Annotated in this window: 9 protein-coding genes; 2 read left to right on the top strand and 7 right to left on the bottom strand. The window is 73.4% G+C overall.

Features of this window, described 5'->3' with window-relative positions:
- The first annotated feature begins 82 nt into the window (after positions 1-82).
- Complete coding sequence (locus R2E43_RS36690; RefSeq protein WP_030862635.1) at positions 83-3,442, top strand: glycoside hydrolase family 78 protein; 3,360 nt, start codon at positions 83-85, stop codon at positions 3,440-3,442.
- Positions 3,443-3,454: 12 nt separating this feature from the next.
- Here the strand turns inward: R2E43_RS36690 and R2E43_RS36685 are convergent, their stop codons facing one another.
- Positions 3,455-3,667 carry an MbtH family protein gene (locus tag R2E43_RS36685; RefSeq protein ID WP_003978376.1) on the bottom strand — a complete coding sequence of 71 codons (213 nt, stop codon included), beginning with the start codon at positions 3,665-3,667 and terminating at the stop codon, positions 3,455-3,457.
- A gap of 88 nt (positions 3,668-3,755) precedes the next feature.
- On the opposite strand from R2E43_RS36685, the gene R2E43_RS36680 reads away from it, so the two are divergent.
- Positions 3,756-4,850, top strand: a complete 1,095-nt coding sequence (locus R2E43_RS36680; RefSeq protein WP_030862637.1) for an alpha/beta fold hydrolase — start codon at positions 3,756-3,758, stop codon at positions 4,848-4,850.
- Between the two features lie 138 nt (positions 4,851-4,988).
- Here the strand turns inward: R2E43_RS36680 and R2E43_RS36675 are convergent, their stop codons facing one another.
- The 6 genes from R2E43_RS36675 to R2E43_RS36650 are packed head-to-tail and all read right to left on the bottom strand — an operon-like array spanning position 4,989 to position 22,593.
- A complete protein-coding gene (locus R2E43_RS36675) occupies positions 4,989-6,689 on the bottom strand; it encodes an ABC transporter ATP-binding protein (RefSeq protein ID WP_319230411.1) in 1,701 nt (566 codons plus the stop codon).
- On the bottom strand, positions 6,676-17,631 hold the full coding sequence (locus R2E43_RS36670) for a non-ribosomal peptide synthetase (RefSeq protein ID WP_332057007.1): 10,956 nt from the start codon (positions 17,629-17,631) through the stop codon (positions 6,676-6,678). Before R2E43_RS36670 ends, R2E43_RS36675 begins: the two co-directional genes overlap by 14 nt.
- 57 nt (positions 17,632-17,688) lie before the next feature.
- Positions 17,689-19,494, bottom strand: coding sequence for an ABC transporter ATP-binding protein (locus R2E43_RS36665; protein WP_011027157.1), 1,806 nt, complete (start codon positions 19,492-19,494; stop codon positions 17,689-17,691).
- A gap of 2 nt (positions 19,495-19,496) precedes the next feature.
- Complete coding sequence (locus tag R2E43_RS36660; RefSeq protein ID WP_003978370.1) at positions 19,497-20,549, bottom strand: iron-siderophore ABC transporter substrate-binding protein; 1,053 nt, start codon at positions 20,547-20,549, stop codon at positions 19,497-19,499.
- A gap of 50 nt (positions 20,550-20,599) precedes the next feature.
- Positions 20,600-21,463, bottom strand: coding sequence for an ABC transporter ATP-binding protein (locus R2E43_RS36655; RefSeq protein WP_016325139.1), 864 nt, complete (start codon positions 21,461-21,463; stop codon positions 20,600-20,602).
- 38 nt (positions 21,464-21,501) lie between these two features.
- Complete coding sequence (locus tag R2E43_RS36650; RefSeq protein ID WP_332057006.1) at positions 21,502-22,593, bottom strand: FecCD family ABC transporter permease; 1,092 nt, start codon at positions 22,591-22,593, stop codon at positions 21,502-21,504.
- Positions 22,594-22,598 lie beyond the last annotated feature (5 nt).

Below are 22,598 nucleotides of genomic sequence, written 5' to 3'. Positions count from 1 at the left end.
CATCCCTTGATGCGGTCCACAGCGGGTGCATAGGATCGTGAAGCGAGCGGTTGAAACGTTTCAAGCGCAAAGGCGGACCCACATGAGCGAGGAAACAACCGAGGGATCGACCGAGGGATCGACCGGGGAGTCCACCGGGAACGGAACCGAGGGGTGGAACCGGAGAGTCTTCCTCCGCGGCACCGTGACGACCGCGGGTGTCGCGGGCGTCACGGCGCTGACCGGCCGCGGCGCGGTCGCGGCGGCCGGCTCCGGAACGGGAGACGGCCCGGCGAAGACGGGGACGACCGGGACCGGTCTGCGCGTCGTGCGGACCGGCGTCGAGTACACGGAGAACCTGCTCGGCACGGACGTCGAACGCCCGCGGCTCTCCTGGGAGCTGGCCGCCCCCGGGCACGGTGCCCGGCAGACCGCCTACCACGTCCGGGTCACCCGGGACTCCGGTGGCCGGGGCCCGCGCACCCGCACGGTGTGGGACTCCGGCAAGGTCGCCTCCGACCGCAGCGTCGGCATCCCCTACGGCGGGCCCGCGCTGCTCCCCCGCACCCGCTACCACTGGCAGGTCCGGGTCTGGGACGCCGCCGGACGCCGTTCCCGCTGGAGCGAGACCCGCTGGTGGGAGACCTCGCTGCCGGCCGACGGCTGGCGGGCACGCTGGATCGGCGCCGGGGAACCGCCCGCGCCGCCGTCCCTGGACGGCGCATCCTGGATCTGGTCCCCCGGCGCGACCGCCTCGGACGCCCCGGAGGGCGAACGCCGGTTCCGCGCCACGCTCACCCTGCCCGCGGGCTCCGTGGTGAAGCGTGCGGTGGTGAGTGCCACGGCCGACGACGACTTCACCCTCTACGTCGGCGGGCAACAGGTGCTCCACGCACCGTTGCAGACCGACGGCTGGCGCACCGGCCGCACCGCTGACGTGACCGAGCAGGCACGCTCCGCCGACGGCGCGATCCTCGTCGCCGCCCTCGCCACCAACCGGCCCGGGGCCAGTGTGAACCCCGGCGGTTTCCTCGCCCGCCTCCTGGTCGAGACGGAGGACGGACGCACCCGTGAACTGCGCACCGGCGACGGCTGGCGGACCAGCGGCACGGCGCAAGAGGGCTGGGAAGGGCCTCGGTTCGACGACGGCGACTGGGAACCGGCCGCCGTACTGGCCCCCTACGGCCAGGGGCCCTGGGGCGGCAACGTCACCGTCATCGGCCCCGAGGCGCCGGCCCCGCTGCTGCGCCGCTCCTTCACCGTCCACGGCCGCGTCGCACGCGCACGCCTGCACATCAGCGGGCTCGCCTACTACGAGGCGGAGATCAACGGTCGGCGCGTCGGCGACCAGGTTCTCGACCCCGGATTCACCGACTACGACGAGACGGTGCTGTACGCCGTCCACGACGTGACGGAGTTGCTGCGGAGCGGCGAGAACGCCATCGGGGTCGCCGTCGGGCGCGGCTTCTACGGCATGACGACGCCCAACGTCTGGAACTGGCACCGCGCGCCGTGGCACGGCGAGCCCCGGCTGCTCGCGCAGTTGGAGATCGACCACCCGGACGGGACCCGCACCACCGTCGCCACGGACGGCGACTGGCGCATCACCGAGGGTCCCACCCTGTCCAACTCCCTGTACGCAGGGGAGACCTACGACGCCCGGCGGGCACCCGAGGGCTGGTCCCGGGCCGGGTTCGACGACTCGGGGTGGCGGTCGGCCGGAGTGCGCGAGGCGCCGGGCGGCACGCTCCGCGCGCAGCCGCACGACCCGATCGGGATCGTCGACACCGTCCGCCCGAAGGCCGTCGGGGAACTGCGCGACGGCGTGTACGTCGTGGACATGGGCCGCACCATGGCCGGCTGGACCCGGCTGACCGTGCGCGGGGCCGCCGAGGGCACGGTGGTCCGCCTCGTCCACGGCGAGAAGCTCGAGGACGACGGCAGTGTGCACGCCGAGACCGGGCACGTGCCGGGCCGCTTCCAGACCGACGAGTACGTGTGCGCCGGCCGGGACGAGGAGGTGTGGGAGCCCAGCTTCTCGTACAAGGGCTTCCGGTACGTCGAGGTCCACGGCCTGCCCGCGCGGCCCGCCCCGGAGGACGTACTGGGACGGCTGGTGCACTCCCGCGTGGACGAGGTCAGCTCGTTCTCCTGCTCGGAGCCGTTCTACGAGTGGCTCGACCGGGCCATGCGGCGCACCGTCCTGAACAACCTGCACGGCATCCCCACCGATACGCCGATGTACGAGAAGAACGGCTGGACGGGCGACGCCCAGCTGGGCACGCCGGTCATGACGTACGCCTTCGGGATGCAGCGCTTCCTGTCCAAGTGGCTCGGCGACCTCGCCGACAGCCAGAACGACGACGGACAGCTCCCCGTGATCGTGCCCAGCGGCGGCTGGGGCTACGGCGACCTCGGGCCCTCGCCCGAGTGGACGACCGTGTATCCCTTCGTGGTGCGCGAGTTGTACCGGGTGTACGGGGACGAGCGTGCGGCCCGGGAGCACTGGGAGACCCTCACCCGCTATCTGGACTGGGAACTCGGCCGACTGCGGGACGGCCTGGCCGTCACCGCTCTCGGTGACTACCTGGCACCCGGCTACGGCGGCAACCCGCCCGAGGACACCCGGCTGACCGCGACGGCGTACCTGTACCGGGCGCTGCTGCACACGGCGGAGCTGGGCGAGGCGCTGACCGGGCTGCCCGGCGACAACGATGTCCCCGGCCGCTACCGGGCCGCCGCCGAGGAACTGCGGAAGGCGTTCAACGAGGCGTTCCTCGGACCGGACGGGCACTACCGCACGGCCAAGGACCCGGACTACCGGCAGACGTCCAACGCGATACCGCTGGCGTTCGGGCTGGTGCCGCCAGGAGCGCGGGCCACGGTGCTGGAGAGCCTGGTCGCCGACATCGAGGAGCGCGGCAACCACCTCAACACCGGCGCCCTGGGCACGAGCGTGCTGCTGCGGGTCCTGTGCGCCCACGGCCGCCCGGACGTCGCCCATGCCGTGGCCACCCGACGCACGTACCCCGGTTGGGGCTACTGGCACGACAACGGTGCCGACACCATGTGGGAGATGTGGCCGCTGGACTCCCGCTCGCGCGACCACTACTTCCAGGGCACCGTGGCCCAGTGGCTGTACGAGAACGTGGCCGGGCTCAGGCCGGGCGACGCGGGGTGGCGCACCCTCACCGTGCGCCCCGACGCCCGTACGGGGGTGGAGTGGGCGCGCACCTCGATCCGCACCGTGCGCGGGGAGGCGGCCGTGGCGTGGTCCGCCGTCGACGGGAGGCTGCGGCTGACGGTCCGCGTGCCCGTCGGGTCGCGGGCGGAGGTCCACGTGCCGGTGTCCGAGGGCGGACGCGCGACCGTCCCTCGCGGGGCGGAGTTCGTGCGGTCGGTGCCCGGCTTCGACATCCTCCGGGCCGGCCACGGCAGTTGGGAGTTCACGGGCGACGCGTGATGGGGCTCGGCCTCAGGCGTCCGCGGTCCGGGCGAGGGAACGTGGGCGCAGGTCGGTCCAGTTGGCCTCGACGTAGGCCAGGCAGGCGTCCCGGGTGTTCTCCTCGAACACGGTCGTCCATCCGCCCGGCACCGCCGCGAAGGCCGGCCAGAGCGAGTGCTGGCCCTCGTCGTTCACCAGGACCAGAAAGCGGCCGTCGGCGTCGTCGAAGGGGTTGGTGCTCATACCCGGTACCTCCCAGTGGATTAGGTTAGGCTCGCCTAATGAGCGATGAGCTTAGTCTTCCGGATTTCCGCTCCACAAGGGGACGTTCATGAGGTGGGCGGGGGCGGAGGACGCCTTCGCCCCGTTCGGGCTGACCGCCGTGCCCGGCACCGACGCCTTCTGGGACGGTCTGACGACACCGCGGTCGATACCCGACGGCGACGGGTGGACGACCCTGTTCCTGCGGCGCGGACCCCGGGCGGCGAGCATCGTCTTCGAGAGCTGGTCGGCGCCGGTGCCCCTGCGGCGCTGGCGCGACACGGACTGCTGGTACGCCGAGGTGCGCATGCCGCCGCGGCTGCGGGTGACGTACCGGTTCGTCGTGGGCGAGGAGGCGTACGCCGACCCGTACAACCCCGCGGGCGCGGGCGGCGAGCGCTCCGTCGCCGCGACCCCGGACGCCCCGGCCCAGCCGCACTGGCCCCTGGTCGGCGCCGGCGACGTCCTGCCCCTGCCCCGCGTCCGGCTGCGCTGGACCAGCGAGCGGCTCGGCGGGCGGCGCACCGTGCGGGTCCATCCGGTGGGCGGGGGCGGGCCGGTGGTCCTGCTGCTCGACGGGGACGACTGGCTGTACCTGCACCCGGCGACGTCCGCCTTCGACTCGGCCGTCGCGAGCGGCGAGATGCCTCCGGTCACCCTGGTCTTCCTCCCGGCCGGGGACCGCGGCGCCGAGTTCGGGTGCCGGCCCGCGCTGTGGGAGACGGTGCGGGACGAGTTGCTTCCCCTGGTGGCCGGGAGCGGCGTGCGGGCCGACCCGGGCCGGACGGTGGTCGCGGGGCAGAGCCTCGGGGGTCTGAGCGCGCTGTACGCGGCGCTGGAGTTCCCGGAGCTGGTGTCGCGTGTCGCCTGTCAGTCGGCGTCGCTGTGGTGGACGCCCGGCGCCGCGGATCTGCCGGACCCGCTGGGCGGCCCGGTCGGCGGCGCGATCGCGGCGCGGCTGCGTGCGCGTCCCGACCTGTCCGGGCTGCGGATCGCGTTCGACGTGGGGGAACACGAGCGGCGGATGCTCCCCCACTGCGCCCTCGTCGAGTCCCTGACGGAACAGGCCGGTGCGACCGTGCGGGTCTCCAGGTCGGCCTCGGGCCACGACCGCGCGGGCTGGCGGCACGCGTTGCTGCGGGACGTGGCCTGGGCCCTCGCGTAGGGGGGCCGCGACCGGGCCGGCGGGCCCCGGTCCGCCCGATCCCGGTCCGCCCGATCCCGGTCCGCCCGATCCCGGTCCGCCCGATCCCGGTCCGCCCGATCCCGGTCCCGCCCGGTCCCGGTCGGCCCGGTCACCGCGTCACCGCGTCACCGCCACGCAGTACGCCTCGTCGGTGGCGAGGAGGTTGCGGTGCGTGTCCTCGGCGGTGATGACGCCCTCGTCCAGGACGAGGACGCGGTCGGCGGCGTCCAGCAGGGCGGGGCTGCTGGTGATCACCAGGGTGGTGCGGTCCCGGCGCAGCTTGGCGACGCCCCGCGCGATGAGCTGTTCGGTGACCGCGTCCACGGCCGTCGTCGGGTCGCGCAGCACCAGGACCTCGCTGTCGGCGGCCAGGGCGCGGGCCAGGGACAGCCGTTGGCGCTGCCCGCCGGAGAGGTTGGCGCCGCGGTCGCGGACGGCGTAGTCGAGTCCCTCGCGGTGCAGGGCGACGACGTCGGTCAGCATCGAGGCCTCGACGGCTTCGGGGACGGTCCGGCTGGTGCCCGAGGGGTCGATGTTGGAACGGAGGGTGCCCGCGAAGATCTCGCCGTCGTAGGGGTTGACCAGCAGGTGCTCGCGGACCTCCTCGACCGCCAGTTCCGCGAGGTCACGTCCGCCGACCCGGACCGTCCCCTCGTAGGTGTCGGGCGGGACGTTCAGGGCCAGGACCGCGGCGAGATCGGCCGCCGCGAGCGGCTGGTACGCCGCGACGGCCACGAACTCGCCGGCGCGGACCCGGAACCGCACCTTGCGCAGTGCCCCGTGCCGCACGCCGTCGACCTCCAGGTCCCCGCCCGCGGCCGGTCGCCCCGTCCCCGGTGTCGTCACCGGCGGCGCGGCGAGGACGAGCGCCATCCGTTCGGCCGAGGCACGCGCGATCATCACGTACTTGGGCATCTCCGAGAACAGCTTCAGCGGTTCCATGATGAACTGCGCGAGGCCCACGGCCATGACCAGCTCGCCGATGCCGATCCGGCCCCGGAAGGCCAGCCAGCCCGCCGTGAGGGTGACCGCGGCGGCGAGCACCGCGTTGAGGGCGAGCGCCGTGCCCGCGTAGACGCCGCTCACCCGGGCGACGGTGACGGACTGGCGCTTCGCCTCCGTGCTGATCTCGCGGTAGGAGCGGAACGCCGCGTGGTTGCCGCCGAAGCCGTGCAGCGGGCGCAGGCCGATGATGAGGTCGGCGACCTTGGCGCCGGCCCGGGCCACCCGGGCCTGCTGCTCGCGGGTGCTGGAGCCGATGCGCCTGGACATCACGCTCAGGACGGACAGGATCGCGACGGTGCCCACGATGACCAGCAGTCCGAGCCGGACGTCGGCCAGCCCCAGCGCCACCGCCGCGATCACCACCGCCACCAGCGAGCTGATCAGCAGCGGCACCACCTCGATGATGTCGGCGGTCTGGTCGGCGTCCTCGGTGGCGATGGTCAGCACCTCGCCGGACTTGAGGTCGACGTCCCTGGCCACCGGCTGGAGTCCGCGGCCCGCGACCCGGACCCGCCAGTGGTGCGCCTCCGTGGTGTTGGCCTTCTGCAGGATCCGCATCCCGAACCGCCAGGACAGGGACACCGTCGTGATGATCACGGCCAGGGCGGCGACGGAGACGCCGAGCGCCTGCGGGCTCCGGTCCCGCATGGTGTGCTCGACGATCAGGCCGAGCGCGATGGGGAAGGCGGTCTCACCGGCCTGGTAGAGACCCATGAGGAGGGTGCCCCACGCCATCGCGCCGACGTTGCGCCGCAGGGCGGTGCGGAGGATGTGGGACCCCGCGCGGGGCCGCTGTGTGTCAGGAGTGGTCATCGAGGTGGCGGGCAATCGCTTCCGGGGTTCGCAGGGTGAACAGATCTCGGATGGTGATCACTGGACCGTACTCCCGGCGGAGCAGCCCGGTCAGCCGCACCGCCAGCATGGAGTGGCCGCCGAGGGCCACGAAGTCGCTCACGGCGCTCACCTCGTCGTCGTCCAGGTCCAGGGCCTCGGCGAAGAGTGCGCACACCGTCGTCTCGGTCTCCGTCCGCGGCGCGCGCTCCCCCGCCGTGGTCAGCGCGCCCAGCGGCCTGGCCTCCGGGAGCGCCTTGGTGTCGGCCTTCCCGTTCACGGTCAGCGGGATGCGGTCGACCTGGGCGTAGTGGGTGGGACGCAGGAAGTCCGGCAGCGAGGCGCCCACCTGGGCGGCGACCTCGGCCAGATCGGCACCGTCCAGCACGAGGTAGGCGGCCAGCCGGTGGGCGCCGTCGACCTGCGGGTCGGGCTGGGCGACGGCGGCCACGAACCGCACCGCGGGGTGGGCGGCGAACGCGGCCTCGACCTCGCCGGGTTCGACCCGGTGGCCGCGGATCTTGACCTGCTGGTCGGTGCGGCCGAGGTACATCAGGTTGCCGTCGGGGCGTCGCACCACCAGGTCACCGGTGCGGTACATGCGCTCGCCGGGTGCGCCGAACGGGCAGGCGACGAAGCGGTGCGCGGTCTGGGCGGGCTGCCCGAGATAGCCGCGCGCGATGCCGACCCCCGCGACGTACAGCTCGCCGGGCACGCCGTCGGGCAGCGGCCGCAGCCACGGGTCCAGCACGTACACGTCGGTGTTGTCGATCGCGACGCCCACCACCGGGTCCGGGCACTCGAAGGTGCCGACCCCAAGGGTGTTGATGGTGTATTCGGTGGGGCCGTACAGGTTGTAGCCGACGGTGCCCTCGGTCGCGGCCAGCCGCTTCCACAGTGCGGGGGTGACCGCCTCGCCGCCCAGCAGCACCAGCGCGGGCCGGCGGGCCGGGTCGTCGAGCAGGCCCTCGGCGAGCAGTTGCTGCGCGTAGGTCGGGGTGACGTTGACGACGTCGATCCCGTGCTCCAGGCAGTACGCGACCAGCCGGGGTGCGTCGCGGCGCAACTCCTCGTCGCAGACGTGCACTTCGTGGCCGTCGGCGAGCCACAGCAGCTCCTCCCACGACATGTCGAAGGCGAAGGACACGGTGTGGGCGACGCGGAAGGTGCGGTGACCGTGCCGCGCCAGGACCGGTTCGAAGATCCGGCGCCGGTGGTTGACGAGCATGTTGGTGAGTCCGGCGTACTCGGTCACCACGCCCTTGGGCCGGCCGGTCGAGCCGGAGGTGTAGATCGTGTACGCGGGGTGCCGCAGCCGGTCGGGGTCGTCCGGCGCGAAGGTCACGCACGACTCGGCGTCCGGCAGCGGCCGGTCCAGCTCGATCAGGTCCGGGCCGCCGGTGAGCCGGGGCGTCACGGCGCTCACCGTGAGTACGGCGTCGGGGCGGGCGTCCGCGACGATGGCGGCGATCCGCTCGTCGGGGTGGTCCAGTTCCAGCGGCACATAGGCGGCGCCGGTGCGCAGTACGGCGAAGAGCGCCACGATCGAGTCCAGGGAGCGCGGGAGGGCGAGGCCCACCGTCGCCCCGGGGCCGATGCCGCGCCGGGCCAGCACACCCGCCACGGCCCGGCTGCGGTCCCGCAGGTGCGCGAAGGTCATGGTGGAGCCGTGGGCGACCAGCGCCGTCCGGTCCGGTTCCCGGTCGGCCGCCCGGTCGAAGCGGTCCACGACGGTGTCCGTGCCGATCCCGGTGCGCGGCGCGGGCTCGGGGGCGGGGGCCAGGCCGGGCAGGGCGCCGATCGGCGCGCGGGACTCGGCGGCCCCGCTGCGTCCGGCCAGGTCGTCGAGCACCCGGAGGTAGTCGTCGAGGAGGGCCCGGGCGTGGGCGGTGTCGTGGTCGCGGTACTCCAGTTTGACGGTGAGCCGGTCGCCGGGGGTGACCACCCAGGTGAAGGGATAGTGGGTGGAGTCGTCGGCCCGCACCGAGGTGATGCCGTGCCGGGCGTTCATCTCGGCGAAGGCGTCCAGGTCCAGGAAGTTCTGGAGGACGAACAGGTTGTCGAACAGTGTGTCGTGGCCGCTGGCCCGCTGGATCTCGCCGAGCCCGAGGTGTTCGTGCTCCATGGCGTCGACCCTGGCCTCCTGCACGGCCGTGAGGTAGGCGCGGACGGTGTCGTGCGGCCGGGCCCGGGTCCACATGGGCACGGTGTTGAGCAGTACGCCGACGATGTCGGCCAGCCCTTCGCCCTCGCGGCCGGAGACGGTCACGCCGAAGACGGCGTCCGCACGGCCGGTGCGGGCGCCCAGGAGGAGGCCGAAGGCGCCCGTCAGCACCGAGTTCAGCGTGACGCCGTACGTCCTGGCGGCCGCCCTCAGCGCGTCCGACCGTTCGGCGGTCAGCGTGTGCGCGAGTGCGCGCGGCAGGTCGTCGGGGAGGGCGGGCGCCGGTCCGGCGAGCAGGGTGGGGCCGGACAGGCCGGCCAGGTGCCGTGCCCAGAAGCGTTCCGAGGGGGCCGGGTCCCTGGCGGCCAGGGCCCGGGCGTGGTCCTCGAAGCCCGGCGCGGCGGGCCCGGGGTCGAGGGGCTCGCCCGCCAGGACGGCACGGTAGGCGTCGAACAGGTCGCGCAGCACGATCTCGCGCGACCAACCGTCCCACAGCAGCAGGTGGTAGCTGAGCAGCAGGCCGTCGCGGTCGTCGGGCAGGCGCACCACGGTCAGGCGGATCAGCGGCGGCTCGGCGGGGTCGAATCCGCGTTCCCGGTCCCCGAGGCGCAGGGCGTCGACCTCGGCGTCCGTCGCCGCCTCGACCGTGTGGACGTCGATGCGGCGGCCCGCGGCGAGGACTTGGACGGGGTTGCCGTCCTCGTCCGTGGTGAAGCCCGCGCCGGCGGCCGGGTGCCGGGCGAGCACACAGGCCGCCGCCCGGGACAACGCGTCCGGGTCCAGGCGCCGTTCGAAGGTGAAGTAGCTCTGGGCGACGTAGTGTCCGGCCGGGCCCGTGAGCTGGGCCTGGAAGTACAGGCCCCGTTGGAGGGGAGTGACGGGTGCCGTGCGCTCGGCCGTCGCGGCGGCATCGGCGATCCGTTCCAGTGCGCGGTGCCAGTGCTCGGTGATCTCGTCCGGGACGCCCTCGGCGAGGGTGAAGGCCGCGTGCAGGCCGCCGGTGGCCGCGTCGGTCCAGGCGTTCACCTCGACGGCGTACGGGCTGCCCGCGTCGGCGCCGGTGAGACGCGGTGCGTCCGACTCGGCACCGCGGCCCAGGTAGTTGAACAGCGCTTGCGGCCGGGCGGTGCCGAGCAGCGGCGCGGTCTGCGGGTTGAGGTACCTGAGGCCGCCGTAGGCCACGTGCGCGTGCTCGTCCGGCCGGCGTGCGGTGACCTCGCGCGCCGCGGCGACGGGGTCGGTGTGCGCGGTGAGCCGTACGGGCGCGATGGCGGTGAACCAGCCGACGGTGCGGGTGTAGTCGTGGTGGTCGAGAGCCGGGACCCGGCCGTGCCGTTCCAGGTCGATCGCGAGATCGGTGGGCGTCCGCTGGACGCGGGTCAGCGCGGTGCGCAGCGCGCCGCACAGCAGCTCGGTGAGGCCGAGGCCCAGTGCGGCGGGTGCGGTGCGGGTCACGCGGTCGCTCACGTCGGGGGCGAGGACGACTGTCGTCTCGCGCCGCTTCCCGGCGGCGGGCAGCGGTGCGGGGGCGCCGAGCGTGCTGATCCAGTGGTCCAGGCCGTCGGTCTGCTGTGCGGCCCGGTGCGTGAGCGCCCGTGCGTACTCGGCGTAGGGCGTGGTCGGCGGTGCCGGGACCGCCCCGCGCATCGCGGCGGCCAGGTCGTCCAGCAGGATCAGCCAGGACACGGCGTCGACGGCGAGGTGGTGTACGGCGACCACCAGGGTGCGGCTGGTCTCCAGCCAGGTGAACGCGACGATGTCGCCGTTCTCCGGATCGAGCCGCCCGGCCGCCTCGTCGGCCGTCTGCGCCACGTCGGTTCCGGACCCGCGGGTCACCGCGACCTCGCGGGCGGGTTCCGTGCTCAGCGACCACACCCCGTGCTCGACGCGGAGCCGCAGCCGCAGGGCCGGGTGGGCGGCGACGACGGCGCGCGCGGCGCGTTCCGCGTCGGCGAAACCGGTTCCTTCGGGTGCGGACACTGTCCTGGCCTGGGCGAACCGGGCGAGTGATCCGCCCAGTTCGCGTTGGCGCAGCATGATCGGTGTCGGTGGCAGCGGGCCGTCCTGGTGGCCGGTGGGCGCGGAGGAAGCCTCGGGCGGCGGTGTGCGCGTCGCCAGGTGCTCCGCGAGCGCGCGGGGTGTCCGGAGCAGGAACACGTCGCGGGGTGCGACGGGCAGGCCGGCCGCCCTGGCCCGGTTGATCACGGTGATGGCGACGATGCTGTCGCCTCCGGCAGCGAAGAAGTCGGTGTCGGCGTCCGGTGCGGAGCCGGGCAGCGTCTCGGCGAAGAGGCCGACGAGTGTGGCGAGTACGGAGTCGTTCCCGCCGTGCGGTGCGGGCTCCGCGCTCGGCGTGCGTGTCGCGCGCTCGGCCAGTGCCCTGCGGTCGAGCTTGCCGTTGACCGTCAGCGGCAGGGCGTCCACGGGCAGCACCCGGCCGGGCACCATGTGCGCGGGCAGCTTCGCCGACAGGAGTCCGGTGAGGTCCGCGGGCACCCGGCCCACGACGTGCGCGACCAGATGGTCGTCGGTGTCCGCCACGGTGACGGCGGCGTCCACCACGCCGTCGAGGTCGCGGATCGCGGACTCCACCTCGCCCGGTTCGATGCGGAAGCCCTTGAGCTGCACCTGGTCGTCGGCGCGGCCGGCGAACTCCAGCTGCCCGTCGAGGGTGCGGCGGGCGAGGTCGCCGGTGTGGTACATCCGGGATCCGTCGGCCGTGAACGGGTTCGCCACGAACCGGCCGGCGGTGAGCCCGGGCCTGCCGAGGTAGCCGAGCGACACCTGGTCGCCGGCGACGTAGATGGCGCCCACCCGGCCCGGCGGCACCGGGCGGAGCCGGTCGTCGAGCAGGTGGGTGACGAGGCCGGGTACCGGGCCGCCGATCGGGCTGGCGGCACGGTCGCCGGGGGCGAAGTCGGCGGCGGTCAGCACGCGGTGGGTGACGTGGACGGTGGTCTCGGTGATGCCGTACATGTTGACCAGTTCCGGCGACTCGGTGCCGTGCCGTGCCACCCAGTCGCGCAGCCGTGCGAGGTCCAGTCCCTCGCCGCCGAAGATGATCCTGCGCAGTGCGGGCAGCGGCTCGCCCGCGTGCCGGTCGGCCTCGGCGAACCGGTGGAAGGCCGACGGGGTCTGGTTGAGCACCGTGACCCCGCGCTCGCGGACCAGGCGGTGGAAGTCGACCGGGGAACGGGTCAGACCGTAGTCCGGCACCAGCAGCTCACCGCCGTGCGTGAGAGCGCCCCACAGCTCCCAGACGGCGAAGTCGAAGGAGAAGGAGTGGAAATGGACCCACACGTCGTCCGGGCCGAAGTCCATGACGGGCCGGGTGTTGGCGAGCAGCGTCACCACGCTGGAGTGGGGGACGACGACGCCCTTGGGCCGGCCGGTCGATCCGGAGGTGTAGATCACGTACGCGGGGTCGTGCCAGCGGGCCGCGGGTCCGGGCTCCGCGGCGGTGGGCGGGGGCTCCTCCCCCAATACGAGCAGGCGGGCCGGCACGTTCGCGCGGTCCAGCAGCCGCGCGAACCGGTCGCGCTGCTCCGGGGTCACGAGGACGACCTGCGGGGCGGAGTCGGCGAGGACGTACTCCAGTCGCTCGTCGGGGTACGCCAGGTCCAGTGGTAGGTAGGCGCCGCCCGCGCCGACGACGGCGACCAGGGCGACGACCTGCTCGACGGAGCGCGGCACGGCGACGGCGACCCGCTTGCCGGGACCGACCCCGGCCGCCCGCAGGACGGCGACCAACTCATCCTTGGCCAGGGACAGTTCACCGTAGGTCAGGGAGCGGGTGGCGCCGTCGAGGGCGCACTGGGTGACGGCGGCGGCGGCCGGGTCGCGGCGCGCCGCGGCGTCGAACAGTTCGCCCAGGGTGGCCGGCGAGACCGGCTCGACCCGCCCAGTGCCCTCGGACGCCAGGCCGCCGACCGGTGCCTCCGGCCGGGTGAGCAGATGGGTCAGGGTCCGGGTGAAGGTGCGCAGGATCTCGCGGACCTCGGGTTCCCGCAGCAGCTCGGCGTCATGGATCAGGTTGAAGCGCGGGCGGCCGTCCGGTGTGCGCTCGACCACCAGCGTCAGCGGGTAGTGCGGGGCGCCCTCGTTGACGATGCCGGTGACGGCGAGGGGGTCGCCGGGCCGCCGCAGTCCGGCCACGTCGGTCGCCACGTCGAACACCACGAGGGTGTCGAAGAGCGCTCCGGCCCCGGCCCGGCGGGCGATGCGCGCCAGCGAGACGTGCTGGTGCGGCAGCACCGCGGCCTGGTGCGTCCTGACGGCGGTCAGGAGTTCTCGCGCGGTCGTGGTGTCGGCCCAGCGGGCGCGCAGGGGTATCGTGTTGATGAACAGGCCCACCATGTCCCCGATGCCGGGCACGTCCGCGTCGCGCCCGGACACCGTGGAGCCGAACACCACGTCGTCGCGGTGCAGGATGCCGCCCAGGGTGAGGGCCCAGGCGCCGTGCACGGCGACGCTCAGCGGCACACCGGCCGCCCGGGCGGACGCGTCGACGTCGGTGTCCGCCGTCGTCGCGGTGTCGGCGAAGTGCGCGGAGGGCGGGTGCCCCTCGGCGATCAGCGACGGGCCGGGGAGGTCCGCCAGTTGCTCGTCCCACACCCGGTCGCTCGCGGCGCCGTCGCGTGCGGCGAGCCGGCGCACGTGCTCGGGGAAGCCGCCGAGCGCGTGTCCGGAGCCCGGTGCCCGGTATTCGGCCAGCAGGGTGCGCAGCATGGGCGGCACGGACCAGCCGTCGGCGACGATGTGGTGCACCGTCTGCACCAGGACGTGTCTGCGGGCTCCCGAGCGGATGAGGGTGTAGCGCATCGGCGGGCCGGTGGCCAGGTCGAATCCGGCGCGGCGGTCGTGCTCCGCGTGGGCGCGGATCTCGTCGTCGGTGATGCCGGGGCGGTCCAGGACGGTGAAGGGCGCCTCGCGTCCGCTCTCCAGTACGGAGACCACACGGCCGTCGGCCAGGGGCACGAAGCGGGCGGCCAGGTTCGGGTGGAGGGTCAGCAGGCGGGTGGCCGCCGCGGCCAGTCGGCCGGGGTCCACCTCGCCCTCCAGGGTGAGCAGTTGCTGCTCGACGTAGCTGCCGGTGGCGTCGCCGTCGTAGACCGAGTGGAAGTACAGGCCCTCCTGCAACGGGGTCAGCGGGAGGATGTCCCGCAGCGCCGGGCCGTCCAGGGCGTCGACGTCCGCCTGGGTGAGCGGCAGTGGGTGGAAGTCGCTGGGCGAGTGGCCGCCGTTCTCCAGGGCGGCCAGCCCCGTGAGCGCCTCGACGTAGTACGCGCCGAGGGTGGTGATGTCCGTGTCGGTGAACATGCCGTCCGGCCAGGAGATCGCGGTGACCAGTGTGTACGCGCCGGTGGCGTCGGGTTCGGCGATCGCGTTGAATTCCAGGGCCCGGGGCAGTCGCATGCGCGGGTCCCGCTTCTCGCCCAACTGTCCGTTGACACTGGCGAGTTGCCAATCGTCCGACGAGCCCGCGTCGAAGCGGCCCAGATAGTTGAAGAGCACCTGGGGGGCGGGTGCGTCGAAGGCGACCCGGGCCAGATGGCGCAGCGCGCCGTAGGAGACACCGTGGTCCGGTACGCGTGCGAGGTCCTCCTTGACCGCCTTCAGCGCGGCGGACAGGTACGCGGGTGCGGTCGGGTCCGGGGCGGTGCCGGGGTCGACGGTCACCGGGAAGAGGGTCGTGAACCAGCCCACGGTCCTGGAGAGTTCCGGCTCGAAGCCGGCGGAGGGGGCGACGAACGCGGCCTCGCGGCCGTGGCCCTCGAGTTCAATGTGCGCGAAGGTCTGGGTCTGGCCGAGATCGTGGCGCCGTCGGGCGAGGGCGACGGCGAGCGCGGTCACCAGGACGTCGTTGATCCCCGTGTGGAACTTCGCGGGTGTGTCGCCCAGGAGCGCGGCCGTGGCCGTGGCGCCGATCGACACGGTCCGAATCCGCTCGCGGGCCACGGTGTCGTCCGCGCGCAGGGGGCGACCGCCCAACGGCTCGTCGGGCCCCGGCAGGGCGCGGCGGTAGTAGGCGCTGTCCGCGTCGAACGCCGCGCGTTCCAGCAGTTGGGTCCAGCGCCGGAACGACGTTCCGCCCGACGGGAGTTCCACCGCCGTGCCCGAGGTGAACTGCCGCCACGCCGTGGCCAGGTCGTCCATCAGCACCCGCCAGGACACGCCGTCGATCACCACGTGGTGGACGACGAGGGCCAGTTGCCGGGCCTCGCGGCGCCAGACGGCGCGCAGCATCGCGCCGCCCACCGGGTCCAGTTCCCCGGTGGCGAGGGCGAGGCACGCGTCGAGCGGCTGGTCGCTCTCCCGCCAGAGCGCCACGGCCGGTACGGCCTCCGCCTCCGCCTCCGCCTCCGCCTCCGCCTCCGGGATGTCGAATCCCCAGCGCTCGCCGCGCACCAGCCTGGCCCGCAGCATGGGGTGCCGGCGGACCACGGCGGCGAGGATCAGGTCGAGGGCGTCGGCGGTCAGGTCCGCCGGGGTGTTGAGCACGACCGACTGGACGAACCCGTCGATGGCGTCCGTGGTCTCGCCGAGCCACTGCACGACGGGCGACCCCACGACGCTTCCGGTGGGCACGTCACGGTGGTCCACGACGGTGGTGTCCTCGCGGCTCGCCACCGCCGCCAGTGCTCCCACCGTGCTGTGGGTGAAGATCTGCCGGGCCGTGACGTAGAGTCCCGCGTCGCGCAGCCTGCCGAGCAGCGAGATGGCCAGGATGCTGTCGCCGCCGAGCTGGAAGAAGTCCTGGTCGACGCCGACCCGGTCGAGTTGGAGCAGCGCCGCGACCGCCGCGCACACCGTCCGCTCCTCGTCGGTGGTGGGCGGGGCGGACGAGCCCGCGGGGATCACGGGCTCGGGCAGCGCGTTCCGGTCGAGCTTGCCGTTCGCGGTGAGCGGGAACTCCGTCATCACGACCACGTGGGTGGGCAGCATGTACTCCACCATGTGCTCGCCGGCCCAGGCCTTGACCTCGTCCGCCCGCAGGTCCTCGTGTCCGGCGGCCGGGATGACGTATCCCACCAGGTAGGTGCCGCCCGCCGTGTTCTTCCTCGCGACGACGCAGGTGTGGCGCACGCGGGGGTGTTCGGCGAGGCCGACCTCGACGTCCTCGATCTCCAGGCGCATGCCCCGGATCTTGACCTGGTTGTCCGCGCGGCCGAGGAAGTCGAGCGAGCCGTCGGGGGCGAAGCGTGCGAGGTCGCCGGTCCGGTAGAGCCTGGAGCCGTCGTCGGCGAAGGGGTTCGCCACGAACCTGGACGCGGTCAGGCCGGGCGCGTTCACGTAGCCGCGGCCCAGCAGCAGCCCCCCGGCGTACAGTTCGCCGCCGACGCCGACCGGGACGGGGCGCAGTTCGTCGTCCAGGACGTACAGCCGGGTGTTGGGGTTGGCCCGGCCGATCGACGTCGACAGACGCTCCGCCGCGCCCCGGTAGACGACGTGCGACACGCCGATCGTCGTCTCGGCGGGTCCGTAGCCGTGGTAGAGGGGGATGTCGAGCCGGGTGCGGAAGCGCTCGTAGAGTTCGGGCGTGAGCACCTCGCCGCCGCACCAGACGTGACGGAGGCTGTCGAGGCGCCCCGAGTCGCCGGCCATCTCCAGCAGCACGTCCAGCATGGACGAGACCAGGTAGGTGAAGGTGACGCGCTGTTCGTCGATCACGCTCAGCAGATGGTGCGGGTCGCGTTCGCCGCCGGGCCGCAGGACGACGAGTCTGCCGCCGCTGACGAGGGGCAGGAAGATCTCGTTGATGGAGATGTCGAAGGACAGCGGCGCCTTGAACAGGGACGCGTCGTCGTGGCCGAAGCCCAGGATCTCGTGGATCTGCCAGAGCAGGCGCTCGCTGATCGCCTCGTGCCGGATCATGGCGCCCTTGGGGCGCCCGGTCGAGCCCGAGGTGAAGATGACGTAGGCCAGGGCGTCGCCGGGGACGGTGACTCCGGTGTCCTCGGTGGGACGGTCGCCGAACCGCCAGTCGTCGAGGTCGACGGCCACGGCTTCCGGTTCGCCCGGGGCGGGCTCGCCCGAGGCGTCGAGCTGCACGACGACCCCGGCGTCCTCGATGACGACGGCCCGGCGCTCGGCGGGCCAGTGCGGGTCGAGCGGGACGAACGCGCCGCCCGCCCGGAGGACGGCGAGCAGTCCGATCACCATCTCGGCGGAGCGTTCCAGGGAGATGCCGACGACGTCTTCGGCGGCGAGCCCTCGTGCGAGCAACTGGTGGGCCAACTGGGCCGACAGCTTCTCCATCTGACGGTAGGTCAGGGTGCGGCGCTCGTCGACGACGGCCACGGCGTCCGGCCTGGCGCGCGCCTGTTCGCGGAACATCTCCACCAGGCCGGGACGGGCCCGGTCGGCGTCGGTGTCGTTCCACCCGGCGAGGAGCTCCAGCCGCTCCGCCGGGCCACAGGGGCCGACGGTGCCGAGCGGGCGGTCCGGGAAGTCGGCCAGGTCGTCGAGCGTGAGCTGCGCCTCGTGGGACACGACGCCGCCCGGGACGGTGACGGTCCCCGCGTCGGCGCCCCAACCGGTGGGCGCGGTACCGCCGCTGTCGGCCCAGCCGAGCACGTCGGTGAACAGGGTGCCCGGGGCGAGGTCGAGTCCGGCGGGGCCGCGCCCCTCGGCCCAGTACGCCAGTGCGACGGCGCACGCCTCGGTGATGACCTGGTCGGAGAAGTCGCCGGTGCGGCGGCGCAGGCCGGCCAGCTGCGCGGGAGAAAGCCGTACGAGAGAAGCGGTCGGTTCCATCATCGAAGACTCAACGCCCCTTCCAAGGAATGAAGGCAGGCTAACCTAACTTAGGCATGCCTAACACCCCGCCCGGCCGCCCTCCCGCCAGGCCCGCCACAGCCGTGCGTAGCGGCCGCCCAGAGCCACCAACTCCGCGTGCGTGCCCTCCTCGACGACCCGTCCGGCGTCCAGGACGGCGATCCGGTCCGCCGCCATCGCCTGGGTCAGGCGGTGGGCCACGAACAGCGTGGTGCGTCCCGCGCACGCGGCGAGCACGGCACGTTCCAGCTCTGCGGCGCCCTCGCTGCCCGCCTCGGCGGTCGACTCGTCCAGGACCACCACGGGCGCCCGGCCGAGCACCAGCCGGGCCAGCGCGATCTGGGCGACCTTGGTCACGTCGAGGCGCTCGCCGCCCTCACCGACGGGTGTGTCCAGCCCGTCGGGCAGCGCGTCCACCCACTGACCGGCGCCGACGGTGCGCAGGGCGTCCAGGAGTTCGGCGTCGGTGGCCTCCGGCGCGGCCAGTCGCAGGTCGTCGGCGAGCGGACCGGAGAACACGTGCGTCTCCTGGGTCAGGATGCTCACCAGGGCCCGCGCCCCGGCCTCGTCCAGCTCCGCCAGGTCGGCCGGCCCGACACGCACCGACCCCGCCTGCGGGGTGCCGATGCCCGCGACCAGCGCGGCCAGCGTCGACTTGCCCGCGCCCGTCGCCCCCACGAGGGCGAGCGAGCCCCCTGCCGGGATCGTCAGGTCGACGTCCCTGAGGACCGGTTCGTCGGCGCCCGGATAGGTGAAGGTCAGCCCCCGCACGGTCACCGGGTACGCTCCGGCCGCCGCCGTCCCGACGGACGCGTCGCCGACCAGTCGGTCCGCCGCGTCCTCCCCCAGCACGCCGACCAGCCGGGTCAGGCTCGCGCCCGACTTCTGCGCCTCGTCGAAGGTGAACATGATGGCGCCCAGGGGGGTGAACAGCCGGTGGAAGAGCAGCGGTGCCGCGGACACCTCGCCCAGGGTGGCCGCGTCCGCCTCCAGCAGCGCGTAGCCCACCACGATGATGAGCGTCAGCCCGATGAACTCGGCGCGGTTCTCCCGGCCGACGAACCGGCCGAAGAACCGGAACACCTCGATGCCGAGCTCGCGCACCCGCCACGACTCCCGGGTGACCCGCTCCCGGAAGGCGCCCTCGAGCCGGTAGGCCCGGACGGTGTCGATGCCGTTCAGGCCGCTGATCAGGGCCTGCGCCCGGTCGGCCTGGGCCACCCGCTGCTTCCGGTACAGCGGGGCGGACCTCGGCAGGTACCAGCGCAGGGCCAGCGCGTACGCGGGCAGCGCACCGGCTCCCGCCAGACCGAGCCGCCAGTCGAGCCCGAACATGCCGGCGGTGGCGATGGCGACGAGGACTCCGGCCGAGAACACCGTGGGGACGGCGGTGCGGATTCCCTTGGAGATCACGGCGACGTCGTCGCCGACCCGGGACAGCACGTCGCCGCGGCCCACCTGTTCGACCCGCGCGCTGGGCATCGCCAGGACGGCGCGCACGGCGCCCTCCCGCAGCCGGGCGAGCAGGTCGGCGCCGAGCCGTCCGATCAGACAGGTCGACACCGCGGTCGCCACCGCGCCGAGCAGCGCCGCGGCGACCATCAGAATCCCGATCGTGACCAGGACGTCCTGCGACTCGCCTCCCGCCACCGCGTCGACCACCCGGCCGAGCAGCAGTACGGGGAGCACCTGGAGTGCCGCTCCGGCCACCGTGGTGAGAACCGTGGCGGCCGTCAGCCACGGCACCTCGCGGCAGTGTGCCGCGACCCACCGGCCGGACTCGCCTCCGGTCGCGGTGCGCAGGACGGCCGGGGCCGTGGCGACGCGGGTGTCGGTGGCGCTCACACCTACCCGGCCGACTTGACGAGTTCGTCGACGGCGTACGGCATGGACAGCAGGGTGCCCTGGGAGATGGCCGCGCCGACCGCCGGGCCCTCGCTGTCCAGCAGGTACGACACCTTGCCGTTCTTGACGGCGTCCAGGTTGGTGAACAGCTCGAACTTCTTCAACGCGTCCTGGTCCGCCTTGTCGTTGATGACGAAGACACGGTCCACGTCGACCAGGTCGACGCGTTCGGGCGAGAGCGTGGTGTAGAAGTCGCCGCCGGCGACCTTGTCGATCTCGGTCTCGTACTTGAAGCCGATGCCGGTCACGAGCCGTCCGCGCACGTCGGTGGAGGTGAACGGTGCCACCGAGTCCTTGTACCAGGACAGCACGACCGCGGTCTTGTCCGCGAATTCGGGGTGCGCCTGCTTGGCCGCGTCCAGCTTGCCCTGGATGTCGGCCACCATCTTCTCGCCCTCCTCGGCCTTGCCGAGCGCCTTGGCGATGTGCAGCGCGTTGTCCTGCCAGGGAGCGCTGAACGGCTCCTTCTCGCCCTTGGTGCGGCCCACCGTGGGCGCGATCTTGGAGAGCTTGTCGTAGGCGGCCTGGTCGATCTCGGAGTAGACCGCGACGATCAGGTCGGGGCGCAGCGCGGCGATCTTCTCGAAGTTGGGGCCCGTGTCCCCGTTCTTCATGACGACCTCGGGCTTGGTGTCGCCCCACTTGTCCTTCACCCAGGGCCACTGGGTGTTGATGTCGGGGCTCTGGCCGGCCGGGTTCGGGTACTGGTCGACCATGCCGACGGGCTTGATGCCGAAGGCCAGGACGGTCTGGTCGTCGGTGTAGCCGACGGAGACGACCCGCTCGGGCGCCTTGTCGATCTTCGTCGTTCCGAACGCGTGCTCCACGGTGACCGGGAAGGCGCCGGCCGCGGCCGGGGTGCCGCCGCCCGCCTCGTCCGCCGGGTCGTCCGAGTCGGATCCGCACCCCGCGAGGAGTCCGACGCCGAGCGCGGCGGCGGACAGGGCCGCCGCGAGTCGTCGCCAGGGCTTCGTACGCGTTGTTCTGAGGAGCATCCCGGGCATCCCTTTGCTGTCGCGCCAACCAATGTGAGGTAAGCCTACCCTCACTTCAACAACTCGGGCGCGGATCGGTCGAGTTCGACATGGGTGCGCCCGATCGGCACGATGAGCGGGCGGTCCCCGACCGGGTCGTCGATCACCTTGGCGCGCAGCCCGAACGCCTCGTGCAGCAGGCCGGCGGTGATGACGTCGCGCGGGTGCCCCTGCGCCAGGATCGCGCCCTCCCGCATGACGACGAGGTTGTCGCTGTAGCGCGCGGCCAGGTTGAGGTCGTGCAGCACCATGACCACGGTGCGCCCGGATTCGTGCAGGTCGTCGACGAGGTCGAGCACGTCGACCGCGTGCGCGAGATCCAGATAGGTGGTCGGCTCGTCCAGCAGCAGCAGGTCGGTGCCCTGGGCGAGGGTCATCGAGATCCACACCCGCTGGCGCTGGCCACCGGACAGCGAGTCGACGGGCCGGTCCGCGAGGTCGGACACGCCGGTCATGGCCAGCGCCTGCCGTACGACGTCGGCGTCGTCCGAGGACCACTGCCGCAGCCAGCTCTGGTGCGGGTGGCGGCCGCGGGCGACCAGGTCGGACACCGTCAGCCCCTCCGGGGCCACCGGTGCCTGGGGCAGCAGGCCGAGCTTCTTCGCCACGTCGCGGGTCCGGAGCGCGGCGATGTCCTCGCCGTCCAGCACGACCGTTCCGCCGGTCGGCCTGAGCAGCCGGGACAGGGTGCGCAGCAGGGTCGACTTGCCGCAGCCGTTCGGTCCGATGATGGTGGTGATCACCCCGGGCGGGATCGCCACGTCGAGGCCGTCGATGACGGACCGGGTCCCGTACCCGACGGTGACGCCCCGGGCCGCCAGCCGTGAGGCGCCGACAACTTCCGTCTCGGTCCCGGTGATGGACTGAACGACCACAAGGCCCCCTCGATTAGGCTCGCCTTACTTTGTACCAGCTATCTGCGGTTCGCCCGCACCAGCAGATAGACCAGGAAGGGGCCGCCGATGGCGGCGGTGACCACGCCGACCGGCAGCGAGACGGGCAGGGCGGTGCGCGCGAGAAGGTCGGAGCCGGTCAGCAGCAGCGCCCCCACCAGACCGGAGGCCACCAGCGGCTGGGTCGGGCACCGGGCCAGCCGCATCGCCACCTGCGGAGCCACCAGCGCGACGAACGGCACCGGTCCCGCCGCGCTCACCGCCACACCGGCCAGCAGCACCGCGCACAGCAGCAGGACCGCGCGCACCGTCCCGTACCGGACGCCGAGTCCGGCGGCGACGTCGTCGCCGAAGTGCAGCGGCTTGAACTGGAAGGCGACCGAGGCCACGACGACCAGCAGGACGAGCGTGCACCACAGCGCGACGTGCACCTCGCCCCAGGACCGGTTGTCCAGCGAGCCCACCAGCCACGCCTGGGCCCGGGCCACGTCCCTGATGTCGGCCGTGACCAGCAGCCATGTCGTGATCGCCTGCATCACGGCGTTCACCGAGATGCCGATGAGGATGAGCCGGAAGCCGTCGATCCCGCGGCGCCACGCCATGAAGTACACCAGCAGCCCCGTGCCGAGACCGCCCGCCAGGGCCGCCGCCGACAGGCCCACGGAGTCGGCCACGGCCGTGGCGGCGCCGCCGGACACCGTCACCAGGAACACCGCGACCGCGCCGGCGCCGCTGGTGATGCCGAGGACGTCCGGGCTGGCCAGCGGATTGCGGGCGATCGACTGGGTGAGGGCGCCGGACACCCCGAGCGCGACGCCCACGACGAGCCCGGCGAGCGCGCGGGGCATCCGCAGGTCCATGATCACGAACCGGTCGACCTGCTCGCCCCCGCCGAAGACGGTGGCGACGACCCGGGGCAGGGCGATGGGGAAGTCGCCGACCCCGATGGACAGGCAGAACACCAGGAAGCCGGCCACCGCCAGCAGCAGGGTGACGCCCGCGACCCAGGGCCGCCACACGAACGACAGGCCGCCGAACCGCACGCCGGGCGCCACCGAAGTCCGCACGTCTGCCTTCACGTCCACCGCCGCATCCGCCCCGTCCGCCCTCATGTCCG

Origin of the sequence: Streptomyces violaceoruber (assembly GCF_033406955.1) — a bacterium.
GTDB classification, from domain to species: Bacteria; Actinomycetota; Actinomycetes; order Streptomycetales; family Streptomycetaceae; genus Streptomyces; species Streptomyces violaceoruber.
The sequence above is the reverse complement of the archived record's forward strand: the minus strand, read 5'-3'. Positions and strand labels throughout refer to the sequence as shown.